Below are 16,911 nucleotides of genomic sequence, written 5' to 3'. Positions count from 1 at the left end.
TGTGATATTGTCACGACGCCACTGCCAAATGATAAAAACAGGGAGAGAAACCATGCTCAGCCGACGCAGCGTCCTGCTTGCCTCCCTTGCCGCCGGAGTTGCCATGTCCAACAAAGCCCACGCACGTGCCGCGCAGCCCGCGACGCCTGTCAATTTCGACGTCCCGGCGCATGCCTGCGACTGTCACACCCACATCCATGGCGATGTCGAAAAATTTCCGTTCTTCGCGGGCCGCGTTTACACGCCGGAGCCAGCGAGCCCCGAAGAAATGGCCGCGCTGCACAAGGCGCTGCATATCGAGCGCGTTGTGATCGTGACGCCGAGCGTCTACGGCACCGATAATTCCTCCACCCTGTTCGGCATGAAGGCGCGCGGCGCGGCCGCGCGCGGGGTGGCCGTGATCGACGACAAAACGACCGAGGCCCAGCTCGACGCGATGCAAGCAGACGGCTTTCGCGGTGTCCGCCTCAATCTTGCGACCGGCGGCGTCAACGACCCCAATGTCGGCCGACCGCGCTTCACCGCCGCAGTCGAGCGCATGAAGGCGCGCGGCTGGCACGTGCAACTTTACACCACGCTCCCCATGATCTCGGCAATCAAGGACCTCGTCGAGACGGCGCCGGTACCCGTTGTATTCGACCATTTCGGCGGCCTCGAGGCTTCGCTTGGACTGGAGCAGCCGGGATTTGCCGATCTGGTCGCGCTGGTGAAATCCGGCAAGGCCTATGTCAAGATTTCCGGCGCCTATCGCTCCTCGAAGCTCGCGCCCGACTATCAGGACATGGCGCCGTATGCCCGCGCGCTGATCGCGGCGAATGCGGACCGCATCGTCTGGGGCACGGACTGGCCGCATCCGGATTCGAGCCGTGTCGAGGGACGCAAAGCCACCGACATCGCGCCGCTCTACCAGATCGACGACGGCCGCCTGCTCAACCAGCTTCCGGTGTGGGCGCCGGATGCGGATGTGCGCAAAAATATCCTGGTCGATAACCCGGCGCGACTGTACGGGTTTTGACGTCAGCGTGCGCGGCGGGAGAAGAAGGAGATCAGGACCGGCAGCGTCACCAGGATCACGATCGGCGCCAGCATCATGCCTGTTACCACGACCACCGCGAGCGGCTTCTGCACCTGCGAGCCGATGCCTTCCGACAGCGCGGCCGGCAACAGGCCGATGCCGGCGACGACGCAGGTCATCAGCACCGGCCGAAGCTGCAATTCGCCGGTGCGTATCACCGCGCTCACGCGGTCCATGCCCTCTTCGATGAGCTGGTTGAACTGCGACAGGATGATGATGCCGTCCATCACGGCGATGCCGAACAGCGCGATGAAGCCGATCGCTGCCGAGACACTGAAGGCGGTGCCGGTGATCAAGAGACCGAGCACGCCGCCGAAGATCGCCATCGGGATCACGCTCATGGCGAGCAGCGTGTCGGTCATCGAGCCGAAATTGAACCAGAGCAGGACGCCGATCAGCGCGAGCGAGATCGGCACCACGATCGACAATCGCCGGATCGCGTCCTGGAGATTGCCGAATTCGCCGACCCAGTCCATGTGCGCGCCGGGCGGCAGCTGCACCTGATCGGCGATCTTCTGCTGCGCCTCGCGAATCGCGCTGCCGAGGTCGCGTTCACGCACCGAGAATTTGATAGGCAGATAGCGTTCCTGCTGCTCGCGATAAATGTAGGCGGCACCCGAGACGAGGCTGATGGTGGCGACCTCGCTCAGGGGAATCTGCGTGACGGTGCCGTTCGGTCCGGGCGCGCCGATCCGCAAATTCTGGATCGCCTCGGCGCTCCTGCGGAATTCCGGCGCAAGACGAACGATGATCGGGAAGTGGCGGTCGCTTCCCGCCTCGTAGATGTCTCCCGCGGTGTCGCCGCCGATCGCGACCTTGATGGTGGCGTTGATGTCGCCCGGCGCGAGGCCGTAGCGCGCCGCCTTGGCACGGTTGATGTCGATCTGGATGGTCGGCTGCCCGAGCGAGGTGAACACCGCAAGATCGGTGACGCCCTGCACGGTTGACAGCACCGACTTGATCTTGTTGGCGGTGTCGGTCAGCGCCTGGAGATCGCTGCCGAACAGCTTGATCGAGTTCTCGCCCTTCACCCCGGAGACGGCTTCGGAGACGTTGTCCTGGAGATATTGCGAGAAGTTGAACTCGACGCCCGGGAAGCGATCGTCAAGCTGCTTGAGCAGTTGCGCGGTCAGCTCTTCCTTGTCGCGGGTGCCGGGCCATTGGCTGGCGGGCTTGAGCGGCGCGAAGAACTCGGCGTTGAAGAAGCCGGCGGCGTCGGTGCCGTCATCGGGGCGGCCGTGCTGCGACACCACGGATTCCACTTCAGGCCGCGCGCGGATCACCTTGCGCATCTCGTTGACGTAGGAGTTGCCTTCCTGGAGCGAGATGGTCGGCGGCAGCGTGGCGCGGATCCAGAGATTGCCCTCCTCCAGCTTCGGCAGGAATTCGAGGCCAAGCAAGCGGCTGAGCGCAACCGTCATCAGCACGAGGCCGAACGCGCCACCGAGCATGATGCCGCGGTTGGCGACCGCCCAATGCAGCACCGGCATGTAGATCCGATGCAGGATCAGCATCACCTTGGTCTCGGTCTCCCTGACATGCGCGGGCAGGATGATCGCGGACAGCGCCGGGGTGACGGTGAAGGTCGCAAGCAGTCCACCGGCCAGCGCGTAGGCATAGGTGCGCGCCATTGGCCCGAAGATGTTGCCCTCGACGCCGGAGAGCGTGAACAGCGGCAGGAAGGCCGCGATGATGATCGCCGCGGCGAAGAAGATCGAACGGGAGACATCGGCCGCCGCGCTGAGGATGGCGTGGCTTTTCATGCCGAACAGCGTCTCGGACGACATCTGCTCGGACTCCGACATCGGCGTCGTCTGAGTCAGGCGCCGGAAGATCGCCTCCACCATGATGACGGTGGCATCGACGATCAGGCCGAAATCGATCGCGCCGACCGACAGCAGGTTTGCCGATTCCCCGCGCAGCACCAGGATGATCACCGCGAAGAACAGCGCGAACGGAATGGTGGCGCCGACGATCAGCGCACTGCGGAGATCGCCGAGAAAGATCCACTGCAGCAGCACGATCAAGAGAATGCCGACCACCATGTTGTGCAGCACGGTGTGGGTGGTGAGTTCGATCAGGTCGCCGCGGTCGTAGATGCGCTCGATGCGCACGCCGGGTGGCAGGATGCTGGACTCGTTGATGGTTTGAACGAGCTGGTGGACGCGCTTGATGGTTGGCGAGCTCTGCTCGCCCCGGCGCATCAGCACGATGCCCTGCACGATGTCGTCGGCCTCATCGAGGCCGGCAATGCCGAGACGTGGCTTCTGGCCGACGGTGACGGTGGCGACGTCCTTGACCAGCACCGGATTGCCGTTGGTCTGCGAGACCATGGTGTTGGCGAGGTCGTCGATCGAGCGGATCAGGCCGACGCCGCGCACCACGGCCGATTGCTGACCGATATTGACGGTGTTGCCGCCGACATTGACGTTGGAATTGCCGACCGCCTGGAGCAATTGCGGCAGCGTCAGGCCGTTGGCGACCAGCTTGTTGAAGTCGACCTGGAGCTCGTAGGTCTTGCTCTTGCCGCCCCACCCGGTGACGTCGATCACGCCGGGCACGGCACGGAAGCGCCGCTGGAGGATCCAGTCCTGGATGGTCTTGAGGTCGAGCACGCTGTAGTTCGGCGGACCGACGAGACGGTAGCGAAAGATTTCGCCAATCGGGCTGAGCGGCGAGATCTGCGGCTGCACGTTGCCGGGCAGCGGCGCGAGCTGCGCCAGGCGGTTCAAGACCTGCTGCAACGCCTCGTCATAGGTGTAGGCGAAGGAGAACTGCAGTTTGACGTCGGAGAGACCGTAGAGCGAGATGGTGCGAATGGTCGTCACGTTCTTCAGACCCGCAACCTGGGTCTCGATCGGAATCGTGATGTAGCGCTCGATCTCCTCCGCCGACAGGCCCGGACTCTGCGTCACGATGTCGACCATCGGCGGGGTCGGATCCGGATAAGCCTCGATGTTGAGCTGGTTGAACGCGATCAGGCCGCCGATGAGCACGGCGACGAACATCCCGACCATCAGGAAGCGCCGGTTGACGGCAAGGGCGACGAGGCGATCCATTCAGGTCTTCAGCTTGTCTTTTTCCCGGCCCGTCGATCAGCTGCCGGACGCCGCGCGGTCGATGAACAGGCTGCCTTTGGTGACAACCTGCTCGCCGGGCTTCAGATTGCTGGTGACCTCGACGAGATTGCCATTGATGAGACCGATCTTGATCTCGCGCAGCTCGACCGACTTGTCCTCGCGTGCGACCCAGAGGCGGACCTTGTCGGCTTCGTAGATCAAGGCCTGCTTCGGTACCGCCGGCGCGGCGCGGTCGCCGAACGAATAGATCGTGACGTTGGCGAACATCTCCGGCTTGAGCAGACCGTCCTTGTTGTCGATGGTGGCGCGGACCAACAAGCGGCGGGTGTTCGGATCGATCGCGGCGGCGACGTAGTTGACCTTGGCAGTCAAGGGGCGGCCCGGCAGCGCCATCACGTTGACGCTGATGTCCTGCCCGACGCACACGGCAGCCGCATCGCTCTCGCGCACGAAGGCGGTGAGCCAGACCGTGGAGAGGTCGCCCACCACGAAGACCGGATCGCTGGCGCCGGAATTGACGTACTGGCCGGGACCGATCTTACGCTGCACGACCGTGCCCGCGATCGGCGAATAGATCGTGACCTCCGGATTGATGACGCCCTTGTCCTGGAACGCCTTGATGGTCTCGTCGGTGAAGCCGAGGATACGCAGCTTGTTGCGCGCGGCTTCGAGCGCCGTCGCCGATGAGCGCATGTCATTCTGCGCCTGAACCTGGGTCGCTTCCGCCTGCTGATAGTCCTTCAGCGGGATGGCGTGGCCCTCGTAGAGGTCCTTGGCGCGCTTGAACTGGATGTCGGCAAGATCGATCGCCGACTTCGCCTTGTTCTGCGAACTCATCGCCGCAATGAAATCGTTCTGGGCCTGCACGGTGTCGGCGGCCTCGATCGTGAACAGCGGTTGACCTTGCTTCAGCACCTCGCCGGGCTTGGCGAGCAGCTTGGTCACCCGGCCCGCATAGGGCGAGAACACCGGCGTCGAACGGTCCTCGTCGACTGCGACCTTACCCTCGGTGACATACTCGGCGCGGAAGGTCTTGGCCTTGACCGGCTCGATCGTCAGCGTTGCCCATTCCGACGGCGTCGGCGTGAAGTTCTGCGCATTCCTGCGCGACTGGCTGGAGATCTCGGAGTGGTTCTTCTCCTTCGCTCCCGCATGGAGGAAGCCGTAGGCCCCGGCACCGGCAAGAGCTAGTAAAACTACGGATGTAATTACCCGTTGTTTTGTAAGCACCTGCAATCGCTTGGTATTTTCAACTACCATGGGGCCCGGTCATGTCTGCGATGATACCAGCGGATGCCGGCGTCATCGGTCGCGCTAATAGTGCCGAATTGTGATTTCAAACAACCTAAAAAACGCCGGGCGCCTTTCGGTTTGCGTTAAAAATTTGCGACACGTCAGCTTCACGTCAGCTTGTCACCGGCCACTCTGCCGGATGACTGCCGAGCGGCATCGCCGGACGGCTCCATTGCGCCGGCGTCTTCGACAGCAGCGCTGAATGGCGCACCGCCTTCAACGTGCCGAAGCCAGATGGCATGCTCTCGATGAATGCAGCATGTACGGCCTCGCCCGTAATATCCGGGGTGTTCAGGCCATTTTCGAGCCGTCCGAGATTCCACAGCCAGCGCCCGGTCTGCGCCAACGACACGCGCACGTGCCAGCTGCCGCCTTCGCGAGCCTGGCGCGCCTTGGCCATCATCGCGCCGAACGCCATCAGATAGCCGGTGGCGTGGTCGAGCATCTGTGCCGGCAACTCCTTCGGTCCATCGAGGCCGGCCGCCTGTCCCTCGGCATGGTTGAAGCCGGTCGTGGTCTGCACCAGAGAATCGAAGCCGCGCCGTTCCGCCCAGGGACCGGCATGGCCATAGGCCGACAGCGTCACGTAGACGATGCCGGGATTGATTTTTGCTGCGTCCTCCGGCGTAAAGCCGAGAGCGGCAAGCGCGCGCGGGCGATAGCCTTGCGAGAAGATGTCGGCGTCCTTCAACAGCGCGCGCATCTGCGCTCTCCCCGCCTTGCTTTTCAGCTCGATGAAGGTGGTGAGCTTGCCGCGGCCGGTGTCGATGGTCAGCCACGGAATGGCCGGCAGCGCGGGGCCTGACACGAGCAGCACATCCGCGCCGTGCGCGGCGAGCGTGCGGCCGGCGACGGGCCCCGCGATGACGCGAGAGAGATCGAGCACGCGCAGGCCTGCGAGCGGGCGATCGCCTTTTGACGGTCGTTGCGGCCACGGCTTCGGCGGGGCCTCGCCAATCTTCTCGATCGAGACCAGCGGCAATTCGGCAAGCGCGCGGGCCTGCGGCAGCGCCGACCATTCGTCGTAGGAGCGCATCAGGGCAACGACGCCGCCCGCAGCGTAAGCCGCAGTCTCGAAATCCTCGCCCTTCCATTGCATCAATGCGGCCTCCACCTTCTCGCGCTCGGGCTCGCAGCCGAGCACCTTGCAGACGGCGTCGCGATGATGCGGGAAATTGGTGTGGCAGCGGACGAAGCGGTTGTCGCCGGTTCTGTAGACGCCGGCTATGGCGTCCCAGGCGGGCGGCGGCGGCTTGTCGTCGACGCGCAAATAGCGCTCGGAGCGGCATTCGGCGACGGCATGGCGCAGGTCGACGCTAACGTCCTGTGCCTCGCCGCTGCGCAATCTCGAGATTTCGGCGGCGGCAAGACCGGCGGCGGCGATCGTCGTCTGGCCGGCAATTGCGACGCGAAACGAAGACGGGATTTGCGGCTCCTCGCCCGTCAGCCGCACGTGGGCGAGCGCGGCCGCGTCACCGCCGGCGGAGGTCCAGATGCCACTGAGAATCTCGGTGGGGCTTTGCATGACCCTTCTCTCCCTTTAGTTTGCGACCATCGCATTAGCACACAAGGACATGCAATGGCCGCCATCGATCCTCTCACTGCAGGCGCCGTGTTCATCGCAACGGCGGCCACCGACGCGGTCTATGTCATGTTCACCTCGGCCGTGATCGCGCGCAAGCGCGTGCCGGCGGCGAACTGGAGCGCGGTCTGGTACATGCTCTCCTCCTATGCCGTGATCAGCTACACCGAAAACGCTTTCTATGTGGCTTTCGCGGCGATCGGCTCCTGGGCCGGCGCCTACGTCTCACTGACATTCCTGCACCGCCCGCCCGGCGGCCCGCCGGTGGGGGCGGCACCGGAGTGAGGGCCGCTGTTTCCACACAGTCATTGCGAGCGAAGCGAAGCAATCCAGAGTCTTTCCGCGGTGGCAGTCTGGATTGCTTCGTCGCAAGAGCTCCTCGCAATGACGACGTGGAGGCTTTTGGGCGTCTCTCGAAACAGCTACACTCGCTGCGACCAACAAAAAAGGAAAACCAAACAATGGATCTCGGTCTCAAAGGCAAGAACGCCGTCGTGCTTGGCGGCACGCGCGGCATCGGGCGGGCGATTGCGGCGACGCTGGCCGGCGAAGGCAGCAATGTCGCGGTGTGTGCACGCAACGCTGACCAGGTTGCCGCCACCGTTACGGAGTTGAAGGCCAGCGGGGTCCGCGCGACCGGCGGCCCGGTCGACGTCACCGACGGCGCGGCACTGAAATCCTGGATCGAGAATGCTGCAAAGGAGCTTGGCGGCATCGACATGCTGTTCTCCAACGCGGGCGCGATGGCGCAGGGCCATGATGCCCCATCGTGGGAACAGAATTTTCGGCTCGACCTGCTCGGCGCCGTGCATGCGTTCGACGCCGCGCGGCCGTTCCTCGAGGCCAGCGGTGCGAGCAGCGGCGACGCCGCCTTCGTCATCATCTCCTCGATTTCAGCGGCGCAAGCGGACACGGCGAGCTCCTACGGCCCTATCAAGGCGGCATTGATCCACATGGCAAAGGGACTTGCGCGGCAGTACGCGAAGAAGAAGATCCGCGTCAACGTGGTCTCGCCCGGCACCGTCTACTTCAAAGGCGGCGTCTGGAATACGATCGAGCAGAACATGCCCGAGCGCTACAATGATGCGATGAAGCGTAACCCCACCGGCCGCATGGCGACGCCACAGGAGATCGCGAGCGCAGCGGTGTTTCTGGCGAGCCCGGTGTCGGGGTTCACCACGGGCTCAAACCTGGTGGTGGACGGCGCGATCTCGAACCGGGTGAATTTTTAGAACAAGCTCGTCATTGCGAGCGCAGCGAAGCAATCCAGTATTTCTCCGCGGTGACAGTCTGGATTGCTTCGCTGCGCTCGCAATGACGGTGTGGCAGCAGAGTACTCTACATTCCTCAATGGAAATCCCGCGACGGCGGCAGGATGCGGACGTTGCGGGGATGGCGAAGTTTTTGCGCGGGCGCATCCGTGTGGGCGCGGGGATCGTCGTTGAGCGGTTCGACCACAGTGGCGCCTGCTGGCACCGGACGCTTGCGGCCGAGGGCGTCGTTGGCGAGGCCGACCAGATCGTGCGAACGGTCGATCATCCGCTGGGCAATGAGGTGCGTCACCTTTTCGGGGCTGCTCTGGATATAGCCCTCGACCAGGATGAGGCGTGCGCCCATCACCTCCTTCCGGTACTGCTCCATGATCTTCGGCCATACCACGATATTGGCGATGCCGGTTTCGTCCTCCAGTGTCATGAACACGACGCCGCTGGCGCTGCCCGGCCGCTGCCGTACCAGCACGACGCCGGCACAGCGGACACGGCGCCGCTCGTTGTCATGATTGATGTCCTTGCAGGCGACGATGCGCTCGCGCAAAAACATCTCGCGCAAAAATTCCATCGGATGCCCCTTCAGCGATAACCGAATGGTCTGATAGTCCGCGACCACCTGTTCGGCCCGCGGCATCACCGGCAACGGCCTGGCGTGCTCGTCCGGCTGCTCGCGTGCGGTGGCCACCTCGAACAGCGGCAGCGGCACATCGTCGGGCAGGCGCCGCACCTGCCACAGCGCCTCGCGGCGGTCGAGCCCGAGCGAGCGGAACGCGTCGGCATCGGCGAGCAGGATCAGCGCGCGCTTGGGCAGTCCGGTGTCGCGGGCGAAGTCTTCCAGAGAGGTGAAGGGCCGGCGGTTGCGGGCGGCGACGATGCGGTCGGCCCAGTCGGGCGCTCTCTCCGCATACTCATTCCGAGGCGCGCCTCTTTTCAGCCTTTCCTCATCCTCGTCGAGCCAATGAAAACCGTCGATCTGGCGGAAGCCCAGGCGCACGGCGCAGTATTTGCCACTTCCTTCTTCCAGCGTGTTCTGCGCAAAGCTGTAGGACACATCGATATCGCGTACTTCGACGCCGTTCTTGCGAGCGTCGCTGACGATCTGCGCCGGGGCGTAAAAGCCCATCGGCTGCGAGTTCAGGAGGCCGCAGCAGAATGCATCAGGGTGATAATGCTTCAGCCATGAGGAGATATAGACAAGCTGCGCGAAGCTTGCAGCATGGCTCTCCGGAAAACCGTAGCTGCCAAAACCCTTGATCTGTTCGAAACAATTTCTGGCAAAATCCGGCGCATAACCGCGTGCGATCATGTTGCCGATCATCTTGTCTTCGAACTTGCCGATGGTGCCGACATTGCGGAACGTTGCCATCGCACGGCGCAGGCCGTTGGCTTCCTCCGGCGTGAACTTCGCGGCCTCGATCGCGATCCGCATCGCCTGCTCCTGGAACAAGGGCACGCCGAGCGTCTTGTGCAGCACTCTGTAAAGCTCGTCCTTGTCGCCATGCTCCGATGACGGCGATGGATAGTTCACTTTTTCCAAGCCGTTCCGCCGCCGCAAATAGGGATGCACCATGTCGCCCTGGATCGGTCCCGGCCGCACGATCGCGACTTCGATGACGAGATCGTAGAAGGTCCGTGGCCTCAGCCGCGGCAGCATGTTCATCTGCGCGCGGCTCTCGACCTGGAACACGCCGAGCGACTCCCCGTCGCACAGCATGTCGTAGACTTTGGAATCATCCTGCGGGACGCTCGCCAGCATCCAGCTTTCGCCCTTGTGCTGCTCGATCAGATCAAAACACTTGCGGATGCAGGTCAGCATGCCCAGCGCGAGCACGTCGACCTTCATCATGCTGAGCGCGTCGACATCGTCCTTGTCCCATTCGATGAAGGTGCGATCGTCCATCGCGGCGTTGCCGATCGGCACATAGGTGTCGAGCCGGTCTTGCGTGAGCACATAGCCGCCGACATGCTGGGACAGATGACGGGGGAATTCGATCAGCTCGGTCGCGAGCTCGACCGCGAGGTTGATCATGGAATTTTGCGGATCGAGGCCGGCCTGTCTGACCTGCATGTCGTTGAGGCCCTTGCCCCAGCTTCCCCAGACGGTGTCGGCGAGGGCCGCGGTGACGTCTTCGGTCAGGCCCAGCGCCTTGCCGACGTCGCGGATGGCGCTGCGCGGGCGATAATGAATGACGGTGGCGATGATCGCCGCGCGATGGCGGCCGTAACGGCGATAGACATATTGCATCACCTCCTCGCGCCGCGAATGCTCGAAATCGACGTCGATGTCGGGCGGCTCCAGCCGCTCCTTGGAGATGAAGCGCTCGAACAGCAGATCGACCTTGGTCGGGTCGACCGAGGTGATGCCGAGCACGTAGCAGACCGCCGAATTCGCCGCCGATCCCCGCCCCTGGCACAAAATGTTCTGGCTGCGGGCGTAATGCACGATGTCGTGCACGGTGAGGAAGTAATGCGCGTATTTCAGATCGGCGATCAACGCGAGTTCTTTCTTCAGGGTGGCGCGCAGCTTGTCGTCGATCTTGCCGCCGAAATATTTGTCGACACCGGCCCAGGTCAGATCCTCCAGATGCCCCTGCGCGGTCTTGCCCCGCGGCACCGGCTCGTCCGGATACTGGTATTTGAGCTGGTCGAGCGAGAAGGTGATCTTGTCCGCAAAGCGCATGGTCTCCGCGATAGCCTCAGGGAAATCGCGGAACAGCCGCGCCATCTCCCTGGGCGTCTTCAGAAATCGCTCAGCATTGGCTTCCAGCTTCCGGCCGACCGCCTCGATCGTGGTTTTCTCCCGGATGCAGGTCAGAACGTCCTGGAGGGGACGGCGCGCGGGGTGGTGATAGAGCACCTCGTTGGTCGCAAGCAGCGGCACTTTTGCTTTTGCGGCGAGATCATCGAGCTGCGCGAGGCGACGGCGGTCGTCGCCGCGATAGATCAGGCTCGCCGCCAGCCACACGCCCTCGGCGCGACTTGCCTTCAGCTTGGCGAGGATGTCCTGCGCTTGCGCCGCATCGAAGCGATGCGGCAGCGTCAGGATCAGGAGCTGGCCTTCGGAAAACGCAAGGAGATCGGCGAAGGTGAGATGGCACTCGCCCTTCGCGATCCGCGTGATACCGTCGCCGCGCTTGCCCCGGGTGAGAAGCTGGCACAGCCGGCCATAGGCGGCGCGGTCACGCGGATAGACCAGGATATCCGGCGTGCCGTCGATGAAGACGATGCGGGTGCCAATCAAAAGCTTCGGCTTGTGCAGCACCTCGTCATTGTCGAGTTCCTTCCAGGCGCGCACCACACCGGCGAGCGTGTTGTGATCGGCAATGCCGATCACGGGAATGCCGAGGATGCTGGCCTGGTGCACATAGGCGCGCGGGTCCGAACCGCCGCGCAGGAAGGAGAAATTCGTGGTGATGCCGATCTCGGCATAAGTGGGCGTGTTCATGCGAAGAGACCGTGCACATACCAACCGGGAGGAACGGGCTTGCCGTCGCCGTCGAAGCACTCCCCCTCGTAAAGACCGTCGCGAAAGATCCAGAAGCGCAGGCCCTCGGCATCCTCGATGCGGAAATAGTCCCGCGTCAGTTGCTTGCCGTCCTGCCGCCACCATTCCATGGCGATGCGCTCGGGGCCTTCCACCCGCACCACCGCATGCTGCGCGCGGCGCCAGGTGAATTGATGCGGCGGGCCGTCGGGCACGGTCGCAAACGGCACATTGATCGGCTCAGGCTTGTCGAACAATCGCAAGGGACGCAGCGGCGGCTCACTTTCAGTGCGCGCGGGCCATTCGGCCTGCATCGCCACGGCGAGATGATGCTGCGCAGGCGCCGCCAGCACCGCACATTCGGGGATATGGGTATCCTCAGGCAGGTGCACGACGACGCGCTTTCCGCCGATGCGCGCGGCGATGCGGTCGATCAGCGCGGCCAGCTCGTCATTGTCGTGGACATGGGCGTCGAGATCGCGCTGCTCCTGCACCACGATCTCGGTACGGCTTGCCGACAGCCGCACCATGTCGAAGCCGAAGCCCGGATCAAGGGGATCGGCGAGGGCATCGAGGCGCTCGCGGAACAGCCGGTCGACGACCGCGCTCCGCGTCACGGGACGTCCGGTCTCGACCATGATCGCACGCACTGCGCCGTCGGTACGGAAGAAGGTAGCCTCCAGCCGTCGCGCGCCCTTGCCCTGCTTCTCCATGGACGCAATCAACGTATCCGCCAGACGCGACAGCGTCATCGCGATCATGGTGTCGGTCGCGATCGGCTCGGCAAAGCGTTTCTCCACGATGTAATCGGGCGGCGGCTTTCGTGGATTGATCGGCGCGTCGCCCTGCCCCAGCGCATGCGCGAGCAGCGTGGAGAACCGTGCACCGAACCGCGCCGTGATTTCGCTCGGCGTGCGCGAGGCGACATCGCCGATGGTCTTCAGGCCGGCGCGGCGCAGGCCGGTGCTGATGGCCTCACCCGCACCAAGCGCGGACACCGGAAACCGGCTGATTGCCGCCGCCTCCCCGCCATCGGCGACGATGGTCCCTGAAGATTGCCGCGTCAGCGTGCGCGCGCAGACCGAGGTGCCGGCGATCGCCGCACTGACGGCAAAGCCCTGGCGATCGAGGGCACGGACAAGGGTTTGCAACAGCGCAGCTTCGCCGCCGAACAGATGCGCGCAGCCGGTGATGTCGAGGAACAGCCCGTGCGGCGGATCGAGCGCCACCAGCGGCGTGAAGCGGTCGCACCAGTCGGCGATGTCGCCGATCGTCTTGGCATCGGCCACGGCATCGGCGTCGAACACCTTGAGATCTGGACACATCGCCCGGGCATTGGCCAGGGGCTGGCCGATATGCAGACCGAGGCGCTCGGCCGCCTCGTCCAGCGCATGGATCACCAGCGCGTTGCTATCCTTGGCAACGACGATGCTGGGCGCATTATTTTCATGCAGTCCGACGTTGCCGAAGAACCGCTGGATCCGATCGATGGGCAGGCGCGGCAGCCACAGGCTGAGGATACGCCGACGATTCAGAGAACTGGCACTCATCACATTTCCATTCCATGATCCACCGGCCGCACGGGCCATGACGATTGCGCAGGAGCTCGGCATCGAAGCGCGGCGCGCCCCAGGCGCTCCACATCGCGCCCGGCGGCGAATGCGCCGCGCGAAGCATCCATCGGGTCTCGGCGGTCGAGGGCAAAGGTTGCGCGGCCATCCGCAGCAGCAAACCGGTGACACCGGAAGATTGCGCAGCCAATGTCAGCTTGCGGCTCGCCACAAGATCGAACTGCCTGGTCTCACCCCAGAGCTCGAGCACGACCGCACCCAGCGCGTCGCAGGCGAGCGCATCGGCCGACGTGCGCAACGCGCTCTCCACGTCGGCGGCGCGCACCATCACCATGCGGCGCGGATCGAGACCGATCTCGGCGAGCCCGCTCATCGACAGCGCGCCGGTTTCAATTTCCGAAAAATCCTGCCGCACCCACAGCAGCGGTTTGCGCGCCGTCACGCGCCCCGCAAGTCCGGTGACAAAGCCGGTCGCGGCCGCGCCCTGACGTCCTTCACAAAACACCTCGTGGATTGCCGCGCGCGCGAGCCCGCCCTTCAGCGCACTGTCGGCCTCGCGGTGGCCGAGCGCGACACGGTCGCGATGATGCACGACCTCCGCCGTCTCGATGCGCTCGATCTGGCCGCGCAAGGCTGCAAGCGCGCTTGTTCGTGCGCCGCTCATATACGCCGCTCCTCAAGGTGATTGCCGGTGGCTCTCAAAAAGAGAACCAGCGGCTAGCTCGTTTGTTCATGATATGTTCTAATATAAAGCTAACGACGCCCCGGGAGTCAATCGAATTGGCGGGCCTTGGGATTCATGAGCTGAATCAAAGGGATTCCAATATGGACGTGCAACGCAAGCTGGAGATTCTGGCGGATGCCGCCAAGTACGACGCGTCCTGCGCCTCCAGCGGCACCGAGAGACGGGATTCCAGCGACGGCAAGGGCATGGGATCGACCGCGCCCGGCATGGGCATTTGCCATTCCTACGCGCCGGACGGCCGCTGCATCTCGCTGCTCAAGGTGCTGCTGACCAACGCCTGCAATTACGACTGCCTCTATTGCGTCAACCGGGCCTCCTCCAACGTGCCGCGTGCCCGCTTCACCATCGACGAAGTCGTCAAGCTGACGCTCGACTTCTACCGGCGCAATTACATCGAAGGACTGTTTCTCTCCTCCGGCATCATCCGCAACCCCGACTACACCATGGAGCAGGTGGTGAGCGTCGCGCGCAAACTGCGCGAGGAGCATCACTTCCGCGGTTACATCCATCTCAAGACGATCCCCGAGGCCGACGATGCATTGATTTCCGAGGCCGGCAAATATGCCGACCGTCTCTCCATCAACATCGAGATGCCGCAGGAGACGAGCCTGCAGCAATTCGCGCCCGAGAAGGACGTGCGCGCGATCCGCCGCACCATGGGCCGGCTGCGGCTGAAGCTCGACGAGGCCGAGGAAAGCCGCAACGCGAACACGAAAGCCAAGCCGCAGCGCTTCGCGCCGGCCGGCCAAAGCACGCAGATGATCGTCGGCGCCGACGCGGCCTCCGACCACACCATCCTCCACACCAGCGCCAATCTCTACGGTTCATACAGGCTGAGGCGCGTCTATTATTCCGCGTTCAGCCCGATCCCCGATGCCAGCCGCGCGCTGCCTCTGCGCGCGCCGCCCTTGCTGCGCGAGCACCGACTCTACCAGGCCGACTGGCTGATGCGGTTCTACGGTTTCGACGTCGGCGAGATCGTCGACGACAGTGCGATGCTGCCGCTCGACATCGATCCAAAACTCGCCTGGGCGCTGCGTCACCGCGACCGCTTCCCACTCGACGTCAACCACGCCAGCCGCGAGGAATTGTTGCGCGTTCCGGGCTTCGGCACCAAGGCGGTCGAGCGCATCATCGCGGCGCGCCGCACGACCACGATCCGCGTCGCCGATCTCGCGCGGCTGCATGTGCCCCGCACCAAGGCGCTGCCGTTCATCGTGCTGAGCGATCACCGGCCCCCGCCGCATCGCCTCGACGAGGCACGGCTGATCGAACGGTTCAAGCCGAAGGCAACACAACTGGGATTTGGCTTCTGATGCAATACATCATCCTCGAGAACGAAACCGATTTCGACGGCTGGCGTAAAGCCGCGCGTAGCCTCGTGCTTCACCAAATGAAACCGGCCGATGTCACCTGGGCCGTGCAGGGCGGCGAAGCGGAGCTGTTCGCGACGCCCTCGCCGTCTCCGCTGCCGGAGGGTGGCGATGGCACCTTCAACGTGCCAGCAAAATTCGTCGAGCTCGCCAAGGCCGCGATCCTGCATCGCGATCCCGAGCGTTTTGCGATCCTCTATCGCCTGCTGTTTCGGCTGAAGGACAATCACGACATCATTGAGGTCGCGACCGATGCCGATGTCGCGCAAGTCATGGCCATGGCAAAGGCGGTCTACCGCGACGAGCACAAGATGCATGCCTTCGTGCGCTTCCGCGAGATCGGCAGGGAACGCGAAGCACACTACGTCGCCTGGTTCGAGCCGGAGCATCACATCGTCGAGCTCGCCGCACCGTTCTTCGCCAAGCGCTTTGCCGACATGCCTTGGTCGATTCTGACGCCCGATTTGTGCGCGCATTGGGATGGCCACGCGCTCTCGTTCACGTCGGGCGTCAGCAAGAGCGAGGCGCCGAGCGAAGACCGGCTGGAGGAAACCTGGCGACGCTACTATGCCAGCATCTTCAATCCGGCCCGCCTGAAGGTGAAGGCGATGCAGGCCGAGATGCCGAAGAAATATTGGAGGAACCTGCCCGAGGCTTCGATCATTAAGCCCCTGATCGAGGACGCCGAACGCATGACCGGCGCCATGATCGCCAATGCCGCAACCGATCCGCACAAGCCTCAAAGGCGGCCGGAGGCTCCGATGAAACGCAAGCTTGCCACCGACGATCTCGAAGCGCTCCGCGAGGAGGCCGCCCACTGCCGTGCCTGCCATCTCTACAAGGACGCCACCCAGACCGTGTTCGGCGAGGGCCCGAAGTCCGCCAACGTCATGCTGGTCGGCGAACAGCCCGGCGACAAGGAAGACCTCGCGGGCCATCCCTTTGTCGGTCCGGCCGGCCAGATGCTCGACAAGGCACTGCAAGAGGCCGGCGTCGACCGCAAGAAGGTCTATGTCACCAACGCGGTAAAACACTTCAAATTCGTGCCGCGCGGCAAGATCCGCCTGCATCAGAAGCCGAATACGCCGGAGATAAAGGCCTGCCGGCAGTGGTACGAGCGGGAGGTCTCCGTCATCCAGCCCGATCTCATCGTCGCGATGGGCGCGACCGCCGCGCAGAGCGTGTTCGGCAAGATCACCCCTGTAGGCAAGACCCGCGGCCGGCTGATCGACCTTCCCGACGGTCACAAGGCGCTGGTGACGGTGCACCCGTCCTATCTGCTGCGGTTGCCCGATCCGGAAGCCAAGGCGCTGGAATATCAGCGCTTTGTCGAAGACCTGAAGATCGTCGCCGGTTTGCAGAAGAAAGCCGCACGCGCCGCCTGAATACGGGCGGGAAAACCCCTTTCAGGCGCCGTCTGTCATCCAGCCTTCAAAT

General features: G+C 63.9%; 11 protein-coding genes. 5 read left to right on the top strand and 6 right to left on the bottom strand.

Annotation, left to right across the window (positions count from 1 at the left end; all coding sequences use genetic code 11):
- Positions 1-52: 52 nt before the first annotated feature.
- Positions 53-1,015: an amidohydrolase family protein gene (locus tag BRA1417_RS0117485; protein WP_027516878.1), complete on the top strand. Its 963-nt coding sequence runs from the start codon at positions 53-55 to the stop codon at positions 1,013-1,015.
- Between the two features lie 2 nt (positions 1,016-1,017).
- On the opposite strand, the gene BRA1417_RS0117480 is transcribed toward BRA1417_RS0117485, so the two are convergent.
- The 3 genes from BRA1417_RS0117480 to BRA1417_RS0117470 all read right to left on the bottom strand — a co-directional run bounded on the left by BRA1417_RS0117480 (position 1,018) and on the right by BRA1417_RS0117470 (position 6,973).
- Entirely contained in the window at positions 1,018-4,134 is a 3,117-nt protein-coding gene (locus BRA1417_RS0117480; RefSeq protein WP_027516877.1) for an efflux RND transporter permease subunit, read from the bottom strand.
- Positions 4,135-4,170: 36 nt separating this feature from the next.
- A complete protein-coding gene (locus BRA1417_RS0117475) occupies positions 4,171-5,415 on the bottom strand; it encodes an efflux RND transporter periplasmic adaptor subunit (protein WP_027516876.1) in 1,245 nt (414 codons plus the stop codon).
- Between the two features lie 145 nt (positions 5,416-5,560).
- Positions 5,561-6,973, bottom strand: a complete 1,413-nt coding sequence (locus BRA1417_RS0117470; protein WP_027516875.1) for a CoA transferase — start codon at positions 6,971-6,973, stop codon at positions 5,561-5,563.
- A gap of 54 nt (positions 6,974-7,027) precedes the next feature.
- On the opposite strand from BRA1417_RS0117470, the gene BRA1417_RS0117465 reads away from it, so the two are divergent.
- Positions 7,028-7,315: a hypothetical protein gene (locus tag BRA1417_RS0117465; RefSeq protein WP_007593600.1), complete on the top strand. Its 288-nt coding sequence runs from the start codon at positions 7,028-7,030 to the stop codon at positions 7,313-7,315.
- 176 nt (positions 7,316-7,491) lie between these two features.
- A complete protein-coding gene (locus BRA1417_RS0117460; RefSeq protein ID WP_027516874.1) occupies positions 7,492-8,262 on the top strand; it encodes an SDR family NAD(P)-dependent oxidoreductase in 771 nt (256 codons plus the stop codon).
- Positions 8,263-8,377: 115 nt separating this feature from the next.
- Here BRA1417_RS0117460 and BRA1417_RS0117455 read toward each other — a convergent pair whose 3' ends face one another.
- Genes BRA1417_RS0117455 through BRA1417_RS0117445 form a run of 3 tightly spaced genes read right to left on the bottom strand, consistent with a single transcriptional unit; the run spans position 8,378 to position 14,020 of the window.
- Positions 8,378-11,746, bottom strand: a complete 3,369-nt coding sequence (locus tag BRA1417_RS0117455) for an error-prone DNA polymerase (RefSeq protein WP_027516873.1) — start codon at positions 11,744-11,746, stop codon at positions 8,378-8,380.
- Positions 11,743-13,335: a DNA polymerase Y family protein gene (locus BRA1417_RS0117450; RefSeq protein ID WP_035968607.1), complete on the bottom strand. Its 1,593-nt coding sequence runs from the start codon at positions 13,333-13,335 to the stop codon at positions 11,743-11,745. Before BRA1417_RS0117450 ends, BRA1417_RS0117455 begins: the two co-directional genes overlap by 4 nt.
- Positions 13,232-14,020: an ImuA family protein gene (locus BRA1417_RS0117445; RefSeq protein WP_027516871.1), complete on the bottom strand. Its 789-nt coding sequence runs from the start codon at positions 14,018-14,020 to the stop codon at positions 13,232-13,234. The genes BRA1417_RS0117450 and BRA1417_RS0117445 overlap by 104 nt, the downstream gene beginning before the upstream one ends.
- Positions 14,021-14,181: 161 nt before the next feature.
- On the opposite strand from BRA1417_RS0117445, the gene BRA1417_RS0117440 reads away from it, so the two are divergent.
- Positions 14,182-15,417, top strand: a complete 1,236-nt coding sequence (locus BRA1417_RS0117440; protein WP_027516870.1) for a putative DNA modification/repair radical SAM protein — start codon at positions 14,182-14,184, stop codon at positions 15,415-15,417.
- Positions 15,417-16,859, top strand: coding sequence for a UdgX family uracil-DNA binding protein (locus BRA1417_RS0117435; protein WP_027516869.1), 1,443 nt, complete (start codon positions 15,417-15,419; stop codon positions 16,857-16,859). Before BRA1417_RS0117440 ends, BRA1417_RS0117435 begins: the two co-directional genes overlap by 1 nt.
- Positions 16,860-16,911 lie beyond the last annotated feature (52 nt).

The sequence above is a fragment of the Bradyrhizobium sp. WSM1417 genome, from assembly GCF_000515415.1.
GTDB lineage: Bacteria > Pseudomonadota > Alphaproteobacteria > Rhizobiales > Xanthobacteraceae > Bradyrhizobium.
The sequence above is the reverse complement of the archived record's forward strand: the minus strand, read 5'-3'. Positions and strand labels throughout refer to the sequence as shown.